This is a genomic window from Colwellia sp. BRX8-9 (genome assembly GCF_014077245.1).
In the GTDB taxonomy this organism is placed as follows: Bacteria; Pseudomonadota; Gammaproteobacteria; order Enterobacterales; family Alteromonadaceae; genus Colwellia_A.
The window spans coordinates 47,112-59,484 of record NZ_JACGVN010000008.1; the positions used below are offsets into that span (position 1 = coordinate 47,112).

Below are 12,373 nucleotides of genomic sequence, written 5' to 3' on the forward strand. Positions count from 1 at the left end.
TTTTTTCCTAAAATCTGCAGAGAGGCTTTCATTAAAGTGCGGCTATATCTACGTGGTTATTTGAGCTACTAGGGAAAACATCTAACGAGTGTTGATCGTTTTTCATAAAGCTAACCTTCACCCCCATATCAGGTAAAATCCGAGGATCTGCTGTTAACAATTTCACCCTGACTTTAATGCTCGCTTTTTGACGATCTGCGGTAGGTATAACAGCAACGACTTCACTGCTAATACTCCATTGCGGGTATGCATCTAATCTAGCGAATACTTTTTGTCCAGGATAAACACGATTGATATAGCTCTCACCTACTTCAACTTCAATTTCTAACGAGCTCATATCAACAATAGTGCCGACACCGGTACGAATAAAACCACCACCAGAAGATCCCGCTGAAATAAGCTCACCCACTTGGGCATTTTTACTGATCACGACACCATCAAATGGCGCGCGAATTTTATGCTGATTTAACTGATACTGCGCCAATTCAACTCGTTGCTTTGCGGAGTCAACCATGGCTTTTTTATGACGTATTTGGATGGCGAGTTGTGCATTTTTAAAGGCACTGTCTTCAAGTAATTGCTCACTGATCAGCTTTTTGCTGGCCAGCGTCTCATTACGCTTAAATCGCTGATTTTGCTGTTTGAAAAGTAAAGTGAACTCGTCAAAACCCGCTTGCTTTGCTGATAATTCCGCTAAAGCAAGTTGGTATGAAATCGATGCTTGCTTATCATCAAGTTCGGCGAGTATTTCTGATTTACTTACCCTTTGTCCTTCCTCAATATTTAAGCGGTTTAGCTTACCAGTTACACGAGAAGATACTGTGGCTATGCGCCTCGCAACCACATGGCCGCTCGCATCAAGTACGCTGTTATTTATGGGTTCTGCTTTATTTACATCATGGGTGGTAGGAGAGTGTTGTTTAATATCGACGTTAACTGACTCATTTACTCGTTTGTTATCAGTTTCAAGGTGATTAATAATTTCAGCAGCACTTGTTGGAAAAAACAGTGTCTGACCGACAAAATATAAACTTGTGCTGAGTAACGTAACAATCAAGATACTAGTATAGTTACCTGATAGCCCCGCAGCTTTAGTTTGCGGAGATCTATCAATAGTCAGCTTAGAAAGTTCGAAAGGGGTTTTACGTGTTATCGGCATTTTATTCTCCTACAAAGTTTGTAAAAGAATAAAAAAAAGTGGCGTCAGACAACAGTGCCAAAAGTCATTGTTATCAGAAAACTATTAAGAATAAAAGCGTAAATAGGATGAAAACGTTATTCATCTATCAATAATGAATGAATAACTTGAGGTTAACCGAGTGAGTTAACGTGTGGTGAATCTTGCCCAAGACAATAATAATTCGCGAAAGTCTTCTAGCCCACAACTTGCTGACTCTTGATCGTCAAAGTCTATATCATCAGCACTGAGTGCTTCAGGTAAAGCTTCAATACCATTTAAGCTCGCGTTAGCAGCAATCGAAACATCTTTTTCAATGATTCTAACCGTATACTCACTGCCAACAATTTCCTGCTCTTGTGCACTTGCGTGCTCGGCTTTATCGATGAGCGTTAACAACGCGGTTAATTTTTGTGGATCGTTACCTACTTCAACTTCAAGCCAAGGGCCAAAAACTTCATGTTCAAAAGAGAACTTTGCTTTCGCATAGCGAGTAGTAGGGTCGTTTATAAATTCGTATTCCATGGGATAACTCGGAAATTTTTTGATATCTTTATTATAGAATATTTATCGCACAAGGGGGAGTTAACATTTACTCTTATCCCCCTCGATGAAACGATACGAGTGATAAACTATAATGGAATTTTTTTATCAGCAAAGGCTTTGGCGATAGAAAAACGCTTGCTTGACCGTTCGCCCAATTTAACCAGCATCAAATAACAAAACGGTACCAAAAACAAACTGGTAAAGGTTGAAAACAACAAACCTCCAATAATGGCAACCGCCATCGGGTAAGCTTGGCTATCACTTGATGCTAATGCTAACGGCACCATACCAATAATAGTTGTTGCAACTGTCATAAATATTGGCCGAATACGGCTAACACAAGCGTCGATAATCGGCGTCATTATATTCTCAGCGTCTACTTTTAACTTGTTGATTTGATCGATGAGGACAATACCGTTATTCACCACTATACCCATTAAAATCAACATACCGATCAGGCCTGTTTCACCCAACCCCATGCCTAAAATAGCAAAGGTCCAGTAAACACCAATAAAAGCTAAACCAATCGAAGACAAGATAGCGATTGGCATTAATAGCGATTCAAACAGCGCTGCCATAACAATAAAAATAAGCGCTAAGGCAAGCATCATGTTCATCATCATGTCTTTCGCTGCTTTTTCGTCTTGCGCAAATTGGCGTCCTAAGTTCCAATCATAACCCGAAGGAAAAACAATATTCTCCATCACTTCTTTAATTTTCATCGAGGCTTCAACACGGCTTAAGTCAGCTAAATTAATAGAAATTCCTAAGGTGGTTCTTCTGTTTGAGCGCGTAATTTGTTGCATTATCGGTTGTGTGTCAAAAACAACGAGTTGCTGTAAGGTAATAACTCTGCCGTTACTCTCATAAATAGGTAACTCTTTAATACGTTCGAGCGGCACAGCCTGTTCAGCGTGATAGACCAAGCGAATATCAACTTCACCTAGCTTAGCATCACGAAACGAACGCAAGTTAGTCCCACGCAGTGCACTCGAAATACGACTAGCGATATCTTGGGTGTTTAAACCTAAACGTGACACTTTTTCTCGGTCGATACGCAGTACTAACTCCATGTTTTTATCTTCGTTATCGATGCCAACTTCAGCAAAACCTTCAACATTACTCAACTGACTGATCACAGATTCGCTCAATTGTATTAAACGCTTGGTTGAGCTGCCGTTTAAAGTAAGTTTGACCAAATTTTCTTTTTGTTCTGACCAGTCAAATGATGGTTCTGCAATGGCCGTATCGGGGAAACCTTTTTTAATCTCTGCTTTTAAATCATAAAGTGTTTTTGAATAACCATCGTTAAGTTTTATGCGAGACATGGCAAAATCTGACCAAATCCGGCTATTGACTTGTGTAAACTCGAAGGCTTGTTGATTATCGTATAAGTACTGCTCCATCTCATCGACTAATTTACTGACATCAGCTAACTTTTGTTGCCCTTGGATATGATAGACAATATTGATTTCTTTGACAGTTTTACCCTTTTCGCCATTAATATTGACCATTTGCTTGGTTAACACACCACTAATGCAAAGTAATAAAATGAAAACCCCGGTTGTTTTAGGGTGAGTCAGTATTCTTGTTAAATTAGGACGATACCAGCGATCTAATTTTCCTTGGGTAACAACTGACGACAAGGCCTTTTTGTTAACACGACTAAGCATTAATGGAATGGCGGTTTTTGAAATAATTAATGATGCCAATAAAGGTAAACAAATCGCCACGGCTATTTGCTCAACTAAGATGGTAATAAAGTTTTTTTCACCCATCAGCAAAGGCATAAATACAATGGTGGTGGTGAGTGTGCCACTGATAATGGCAATACTGACATTATCAACACCATGAAGAATTTTGTCTATTGAGGTTAAGGCTTTATCTTGTTGTTGAAGGATACTCTCACAAATAACGACGGAGTTATCAATCAGTAAACCAACGGCAATAAAAAGCCCCGCCAGTGAGAGCATGTTTAAGGTGTAGCCCATAAAATACATGCCAGCTAACGCAAAACTTAACGAAATCGGCACAGAAGCAACAACAATAAAAGTAATGTGGCTATTGCGCAAAAATATAAATAAAACAATAAAAGACAAGACAATACCTAAGGCGCCCGCCTTTAACAAATCACCTAATGATTCTTGAATTTCTTCACCGCTGTTATCTTTAATTCCAATGGTAATCGCTTTAAAGTCATCTTCTTGGCGAAGCACTTCAATTAAAGCAACAATGTTATTTGTCACCTCGACAACATTAGCATCAGACTCTTTAAAGACTTCTAAGCCAACTGACTTCTTTCTATCTGTTCTAATTTCGCTATTCTTAGGAGGAGCGGTTAAACTCACTGTCGCTACTTCACTTAACCGAACACCCACTTTAACTTGAAAGTTTTTAATGTCGTCTAAACTGTGATATTCACCGTCAGGAGAAACTCTGAACTTTCTACCTCCATTGAGAATAGAGCCTGACTTCACTAAAAAATTACTGTCACGTAGATCTTGCAATAACTTTGCTTGATCAACACGATTCATCGCGAGCTTAATACTGTCCAAATGAATTTCTATATGGGGTTGAACAACGCCACGCATTTCAACTTTACCGACACCTTGAAGCCTTTCTAGCGGGTTTTTCAGTTTTTTATCGATAAAGTCATAAGCGGTGGAGAGATCTTTATTACCCGATAACACCAAGCTCATGATGGGTAGATCTTCAGTAGAGAACTTTTGTACCATTACGTTTTGCACGTCTTCAGGTAAAAGATGGCGCACCATATCGACTTTTTCTCGTACCTCTAATATTTTACTATCGAGATCACTACTAAGATCCATCATTACCTGAATAGAAGCACCGTTGGCCCGACTTCTTGACTGCATTTCAGTAATACCGCCTAAAGTCGAAACGGCTTCTTCTATCGGCCGGGTAATTAAGCGTTCAACTTCTTCAGGTGTGGCGCCGTTATACGGCACATTAATAAAAGCCATCGGAATATTCAGTGATGGCCAGCTTTCTTGTGGCAATAATTTACTGGCGACAAGCCCAGTAACAAAAAGCGACAACATCAACATAGCCGTGGTAACAGGCCGCCTTATCGCTAAAGCGGTTAACCAAACAGTTACTGGTAAGTCAAAAATGCTTTGCTTAGCTGTTTTCTTTTTAGACGTTGAATTTGTCATCTTACGCCTCGGCTACATTATTAGACGATGCGCTATTAGCTTGCTGGCTTTCAAAACCATCATTGTCAAGTTCATCGCTTTCGACAATATAGGTTTTTCGGTCAAACAAGCTATACAAAACAGGAATTAAAAGTAACGTTAGCATTGTTGCAACCAGTAAACCGCTCATTACCGTAATGGCAAGAGGTGCTCTTAATTCAGAGCCTTCTCCACTGCTAAATGCCAACGGCGCTAAACCTAAAATAGTGGTTAAAGATGTCATAATAATCGGGCGAAAACGTGAACGACTCGCTTCCATAATAGCAGCAAGTTTATCAACACCTTGATGACGTAACTGATTAATTCTATCTACTAAAACAATGGCATTATTCACCACAATACCCGTTAGCATAATAATACCTATGAGTACGATAACGCTGATATTGGTCCCAGTAACATATAAGCCTAATACCGAACCTAACACGGCTAATGGAATAGAGAATAAAATAATAAATGGATTTAATAACGACTCAAATTGTGAAGCCATCACTAAATAAACAAGGAATACCGCTAACGCTAACGCCATCATTAAGGAAGAAAAAGAGCTTTCCATTTCTTCATTTTGCCCTGCGACTCGTGCTTTGATATTAAAAGGTAAATAGAGTTCTTTCACTAGATTTTCGGCTTTGGCGGCCGCTGCAGATAAGTCGCCATAAGCCAGTGATGCCGAAATAATAGCAACACGACTTTGGTCAATACGGTTGATTTCATTAGGGCCAATACTTTCGGTAATATCGGCAACGGCGGCTAGTGGTAATGATTTGGCCTGCTGCGAGTTAACCGTTAATTGACGAATAGCTTGTGCTGAATTTCTCGCGTTTTCATCGGCGCGAACTAGAATATCAACTTGTCGGTCTTGTAAGTTGTATTTACTCGCCACCGAGCCAGCAATTTTAGTGACTAACTGATCGGCTATATCAGACGCTTTTAACCCTAAACTTGCTAAGCGCTCATTATCAAAGCTGATTTTTAACTCAGGTTGACCGGCGCGTAAACTATTGTTTAGGTCAATAAACTGATTATCCATCGACATTGTTTGCATTAATTGGTCGCTGTATTTTTTCAAAGCCACCAGATCGTATCCTGACAAAATAATTTGCAAAGGACGCTCTGTTGTAAACATTTCTGTTTGCGCTATTTCAGCGGTGACATCAGCCATTTGAGCAACTTTCGCGCGAACCACAGCTTTAACTGATTCAAGATCATCACTGCTGTAAAGTGCCACTAACAGTTGTCCCCAGTTTTCACCGCCTTTACTGGCTGAGCTCATCATTAAGCTACCGCTACCTGCTAACGAATAGCTGTGCTTGACTCGTTTATCTTCGGCAATAGTCGCAGCAAGGTCTTTTAGCCGTTGATCAGTAACATCTATGGGCGTTCCTTGTGGCAAGGTTAACTCGATAGTAAATTCCGACTTTGCCACTTCAGGAACAAGTTCAACCGCAATTTTTGGTAATAAACTGCTGACCGCCAGCGCAAACACTAAACTAAGTGCCACTAAAATAGCTCTATTTTGCAAGGCGACTTTTAATAACCGACTGTAGGCTGACGCTAGTTTTTCAAAATAATAACTAAAAGCTTTATGTGCCGGTTTAAAAATAAAGCTGACGACCTTAGTGATTAAATTAGTAATCAATAACAAAGTTTTGGTTAATAATAAAGGTAAGTAATTAAAAACCAATAAAAGCGGAAAGGCCAAAATGTGCACGACGATATTAACGACTTTCTTTCTTCTAGTTAGCGGCACTTTATCGGTTTGTTTTTCTAATGAGTCATCATTATTGTCATTTATAGGCATTTCTTTATTTTGGCTAAATTGACGTGATGCCAGCATAGGAATTAAGGTTAGCGCCACGATTAAAGAAGCGAGTAACGCAAAAGTCACCGTCATCGCTTGGTCACTGAATAATTGCCCGGCAAAACCGGTCACAAAAGCTAAAGGAAAAAACACCGCTAAAGTGGTCAGTGTAGAAGCAATAACAGCGCCCGAGACTTCATCGGTACCCTTTATTGCCGCTTCAATAATACTGGCGCCTTTTTCGCGATAGCGCGCAATATTTTCTAGCACGACAATCGCATTATCAACTAATAAGCCAACCGCTAAGGCAATGCCCCCTAACGACATAATATTAAGACTAATGTCATTAGCAAACATTAAATTAAAGGTCGCGATAATTGAAATAGGTATCGCTAGTGAAATAATAATCGTATTGAAAAAATTACCCAAGAATAAATATAAAATCAACATGGCAAGTAATCCGCCAATAATAGCCGCACTTTTCACTTCGTCTACCGCATTGACAATAAATTCAGATTGGTCATAAATAACCGTAAAAGTCAGTGCTTCGGGTAAAGTTTCTTCAAGCTCGGCTAATTTTTTATTTACCGCTTTTGCTACGGTTACCGTATTAGCATCGCCTTCTTTATAAATGGCCAGTTCTATCGCTTCATTATTATTGATACGAGTAATATCGGTGCGTTCTTTTTCGCCATCAATAACTTGTGCAATGTCTTTAAGATAAATAGTTTTGCCATCGGCTTGCTTAACAATCATATTGCCAAGTTGCTCGAGTGAGACGAATTGGTTCACTGTTCGAACTAAATACTCTTGCTGACCATCGTAAACACGACCTGCCGACATATTAATATTTTCACTTTGGATACGTGCAACAATACTTTGTGCTGTTATACCTCGGCGCGCAGCTTTTTCTTGATCAAATACAACCTGTATTTCTTGCTGTAAACCGCCACCAAGCTGCACAGCGGCAACACCAGAAATAGTTTCCAGCTGTCGTTTTATTTCTTGCTCAGCAAAAGTACGTATCTTTTTTAATGCCCGAGGATGCTTATTTTCAGTGGACAGCCCTAAACGTATAATGGGGTCTAGTGCGGGGTTAAAACGTAAAATAATGGGTTTATTAACATCTTTTGGCAAGGCAATTATGTCAAGCTTTTCACGGACATTCTGCGTCGCAAAGTTCATCGCCACGCCCCATTCAAACTCAATAACAACATCGGACTGTCCAGCTTTTGAGATAGAATGAACCTTGCGTATCCCTTTAACAACACCAACTGACTCTTCAATGGGTTTACTGATCAATTGTTCTATTTCAGCAGGTGCGGCGCCGGCGTTATCGGTTCTTACGGTTAACGTTGGATAAGAAAGATCGGGCAACAAAGCAACAGAGAGTCGAGAAAACCCCACCATGCCAAATAACATCACAGCGAGGGTAAACATCGCTACTGTTACCGGGCGTTTAACCACAGTACTAACAATACTCATGAATAATAATTCCTTTAGATTTAATGATTAGGTAAAAGCTAGTTCACAACTTATTAGTCTTGTGTTGCTTGATTATCAGCATTTTCCTTAACGGCGTTATTATCAGTAGTTAGTTCAACGTTCTTCTTTTGGGTTTCTTCTTCACCTATTATTTTTACAGCACTATCAATTTTCAAACCTTGCTGACCGACAATCACTACCGGTTCAAGGGCATTTAGTGGCGTTAATATTTCAACAAAGCCATCTTGTTCAAAACCGGTAACCACTGTAACTTTCTTAGCTTTATTATCTTGAATAACGAATAAGCTGGTTTCAGTGTCGGTAACAAGCAAGGCATTTTGTGGCACAATTTGCGCGTTATCATGAACATCAAGTGTTAGTGACACTTTGGCAAACATCCCTGGTTTTAAGACATGGTTATCATTATTAACTTTTAAGGTCACTTTAAAAGTCCCCGACTCGGTATCAATGATTGGTGAGATTAAGCCAACCGTTGCAGGAACTTCTTTTGCATTTGCCGGAAAGTTTAAATACGCTTGTTGACCAACATGAACATTATTCATTTCAGATTCGGGTAAATAAACAACCCCTTGTAAGGTATCGAGCGCAACAATGGTAAACATTTCACCACCAACATTAGCGGTCATATTGCCTTCTTTCACCATTCTTGAAGCAATAACACCTGATATTGGCGCTCTTACCTTTGAATCACGTACTTGTATCGCCGCCACTTTTTGTTGGTTTTTTCTTGTTTTCACTAAAAACTCAAGCTTCTCTAGATCTTTAACCGATATCAGTTGTTCACCATCTATTGGTCTACTGCGGTTAAATTCGGCAACCGCAGAGTCGACATCTATAGTGGTACGTTCAAGTTCTAATAAATAATTTTCAGAATCAATTTCAGCTAAAATTTGTCCTTTGGTAACCGACATTCCCTCTTCAACTAATATCTTGTTAATCATGCCTGTGACTTTATTGGTGACTTTGCTTTCAGCTTTTGCTTCAAGCACAGCAGTTGTTCGATAAGTATTAGTGATAGTTCTATTGTCAACAAGAGTAGTTTCTACGGGCACCTGATAAACTTTCTTTTCTTTGTCTGCTACTTTTTCTTCATTACAAGCGCTTAACACTGTGACTAAGAATAGTGATAATAATAATGAAGTTGCTAGTGAATTGAGGTGCATAACGGTCCGTTGTTTTATAATTATAATTAATGTCATTTTATCCGGATCGGCAAGTAAGATACAAATAGCTTTTGAGGGTTATTAAACATTCAATTGTAACGAGTTATGATTACTAGCAAGTATAAGAATTTTATCCGTAAAAAATATTTTAAATTATTTATTAAGTCGCCACAGAAACGCTATCTATCGAACGAACATTTTTTTTCAGTATCAACATTAAACACCTACCACTAAAATAATTAAAATAGTTTTAATCACCGCGCACTATGGTTTACGATTAATATATAAAAAAATTTTTTCTAACAAGGTTATTGAATGTCTTTTATAAAACTGTATTTTTTAGCGATTTTTACTGCTGTTATCTTCGTATCGCCCGTTATTGCTAATGACAAAGACGAGTCCCCTGTTCGCGGGCTAACTGGCTTTGAGAACATCAACGAAAGTCAGCCTTTATGGGAGTTTGGACTTGGTGGTGGCGCTATAGAAGTCGCTAATTACCCGGCATCAGGCGAGCGAAATTTCATTGCATTAGCCGCGCCCTATGTCGTTTATCGGGGCGATGTGTTTCGGGTTGGGGGTGGTGATGGCATGCGTGCAGTTGTGGTTGAAACAAGTGATTTTGAATTAGACCTCTCCTTTGGCGGTGCATTCTCTGCCGACAGTGATGACAATACATCTCGAGCTGGTATGCCTGAATTAGACTTCTTATTTGAAATAGGCCCACAATTAATTTATCGCGTTAAAGACTATAAATTTTCACAAGGTGGAGATGCAAGACTCAAAGCTCGCTTGCAAGCAAGAGCGGTATTTTCTACTGATTTTGATCGCATCGACGATCGTGGTTTTGTTATAGAGCCAACCATTTCATACCAACAGCGTGGTGCAATTTTTAAAGAAGTAGGCTTAAACATCGCTTTTAGCTTAACTTTTGCGACTGAAAAATTACAAGATTACTTTTATCAAGTTGATCGCAAATTCGCCAATAGCAATCGCCAACAATATAATGCCAAAGGAGGCTATTTGGGCGCCGAACTTTCTATGGGTCTGTCATTACCCATACGAAAAAATATCCGCGCATTTATCACTGGCTCAGCACAATTTCATCAAGGAGCAGCCAACCAGAATAGTCCTCTTTATGAAGAAGACATTACTTACAGCGTCGGTATTGGCTTTGTTTGGCGCTTATACGAAAGTGACAAAAAAGCGAGTTGGTAACAAACCTTTCAATGACACTAAAACAAATAGCTACTATTGATTAAATTGACTTATAAAAAAGTTAACACTGCTCTAAACTGAAGATAATCAATTACAAAAGGAAAAAAACGATGTTCTCAATTAAAAAATTGTTCTCTTTAATGCTTAGCTTAACCTTGGTTGCTTGTGCTTCAATGGGAGATGGTAGTAAAGCAGAACAACAGCAAGAAATTATAACTATGAAAGATACGGTGCTTACCCAACTTTTTGCTAATAAACCAGATACCCGCAGCCAAATTAATTCAGCGGCAGGTTATGCTGTCTTTTCGAATGCTAATATCAATTTAATATTTATGGCAGCTGGTACAGGCTATGGTGTTGTTAAAAGTAATAATTCAGCTAAATATACTTATATGAATATGGCTGAAGGTGGTATAGGCCTTGGTCTTGGTGTTAAAGATTACCGTATTGTTATGGTATTTCATACGGCACAAGCAATGAATGATTTTGTTAATCAAGGTTGGAGCTTTGGTGGTAATGTTGATGCCGCTGCAAAAGCGGGTGATAAAGGCGGTTCAGTTGAAGGAGAAATGTATTACGGTGATGTAACTGTTTACACTTTTACTGAAAATGGCTTAGCCCTGCAGGCAACAATAAAAGGCACTAAGTTTTGGCAGGACAGTAAGCTTAATTAACAGCCCAACTCAGTAGTCATTATCCTTAGTTAAATCTGTTATTGATGTAAAGTGCACAATATATAAATAAACCTTGTGCGCTTTAAGGGAAAATCAACATAAATTAACTTCGGTTGATGGACAAGCTTAACTCTGGCTAAATTCCACTTAATTATAAAAACCATCAAGAAGATGAACTTACCTTTTTATCTATGGTCTATTTAGCCGAGTAATAAGTCGTTAACTTGAATGTTTAATAATAAGTGCTTTTATTAAAATCAATAACGTAAACAGGTATATAAAAACGGTATTTACAAGGAGGTTTACAATACAAGGTTATAAGTTTGCTATTTTTTTCTCTATTATTTTCCATATTTTTGTTGTTTTACTGTTAAGTAATACGAAAGACAAACTGATCGATAATTTTACCAAAACACCAAAAATAGTACCTATTAATAGTTTTATCTATTATAAACCGATTGAAAATAAACAAGAAAAAGTCATTTCCGTTGATAGTGAACAGAAAAAAGTAGCACAAAAAAAATTAGCCATTAAAGACGTTGCACAGCAAAAGATAGAAATTAAACCATCAAGTCCTTTAATAAAAGCGATAACTGCTCCGCTAATAAAACAACAGCCTGAAGAGGTAAAACACCACACAACTTCCCAAAATTTATCTCGCCTTAAAGATAAAATTAATCAGCAAATAATCGACCAAGCCATGCAAAACTTCGCTAAACTTAATACAGGCTCGTTAATGCATGGTACACCGAGTTATGTTCCGCACTCTTTTGTTGAAGATACACAAAAGAAGAAGATTGGCTCAACAGCTAGTCAGGTGGGGAATGGCTTTAGTGTCAAAAAAGGTGATAACGGTACTTGTACGTTAACTGAAGATTTATCAGTTATTGGCCTTCAAGGCAAAACGACATCACAATTTAACTGTGGTTTATCAAAAGATGAGAAAAACTTTAAAAGCCATATGAAAAATGTCCTTAAAAAGTTAGGCCATTAATAAAAGATTAACCAACCGTAGCAGCTAAAAAGCATCGATAAATGACCATGCCCAATCTATACTTAGGTTATAATATGAGCAGTTG

8 protein-coding genes are annotated in these 12,373 nt (G+C 38.5%); 3 read left to right on the plus strand and 5 right to left on the minus strand.

Features of this window, described 5'->3' with window-relative positions:
• Window positions 1–31 precede the first annotated feature (31 nt).
• The 5 genes from H4J70_RS08640 to H4J70_RS08660 form a co-directional block, all read right to left on the minus strand.
• Window positions 32–1,159, minus strand: a complete 1,128-nt coding sequence (locus tag H4J70_RS08640; protein ID WP_182250946.1) for an efflux RND transporter periplasmic adaptor subunit — start codon at window positions 1,157–1,159, stop codon at window positions 32–34.
• 165 nt (window positions 1,160–1,324) lie between these two features.
• Complete coding sequence (locus tag H4J70_RS08645) at window positions 1,325–1,702, minus strand: YacL family protein (protein WP_070375813.1); 378 nt, start codon at window positions 1,700–1,702, stop codon at window positions 1,325–1,327.
• A gap of 107 nt (window positions 1,703–1,809) precedes the next feature.
• Window positions 1,810–4,899: an efflux RND transporter permease subunit gene (locus tag H4J70_RS08650; RefSeq protein ID WP_182213635.1), complete on the minus strand. Its 3,090-nt coding sequence runs from the start codon at window positions 4,897–4,899 to the stop codon at window positions 1,810–1,812.
• Between the two features lies 1 nt (window position 4,900).
• A complete protein-coding gene (locus H4J70_RS08655; protein WP_182250947.1) occupies window positions 4,901–8,221 on the minus strand; it encodes an efflux RND transporter permease subunit in 3,321 nt (1,106 codons plus the stop codon).
• Between the two features lie 53 nt (window positions 8,222–8,274).
• Complete coding sequence (locus H4J70_RS08660) at window positions 8,275–9,405, minus strand: efflux RND transporter periplasmic adaptor subunit (protein ID WP_182213639.1); 1,131 nt, start codon at window positions 9,403–9,405, stop codon at window positions 8,275–8,277.
• A 315-nt stretch (window positions 9,406–9,720) separates the two neighbouring features.
• Between H4J70_RS08660 and H4J70_RS08665 the strand changes: the two genes are divergently transcribed.
• The 3 genes from H4J70_RS08665 to H4J70_RS08675 all read left to right on the plus strand — a co-directional run bounded on the left by H4J70_RS08665 (window position 9,721) and on the right by H4J70_RS08675 (window position 12,288).
• A complete protein-coding gene (locus H4J70_RS08665; RefSeq protein ID WP_182250948.1) occupies window positions 9,721–10,620 on the plus strand; it encodes a MipA/OmpV family protein in 900 nt (299 codons plus the stop codon).
• Between the two features lie 110 nt (window positions 10,621–10,730).
• Window positions 10,731–11,294, plus strand: coding sequence for a YSC84-related protein (locus tag H4J70_RS08670; protein WP_182250949.1), 564 nt, complete (start codon window positions 10,731–10,733; stop codon window positions 11,292–11,294).
• Between the two features lie 700 nt (window positions 11,295–11,994).
• Window positions 11,995–12,288, plus strand: a complete 294-nt coding sequence (locus tag H4J70_RS08675; RefSeq protein WP_182250950.1) for a hypothetical protein — start codon at window positions 11,995–11,997, stop codon at window positions 12,286–12,288.
• Window positions 12,289–12,373: the final 85 nt, after the last annotated feature.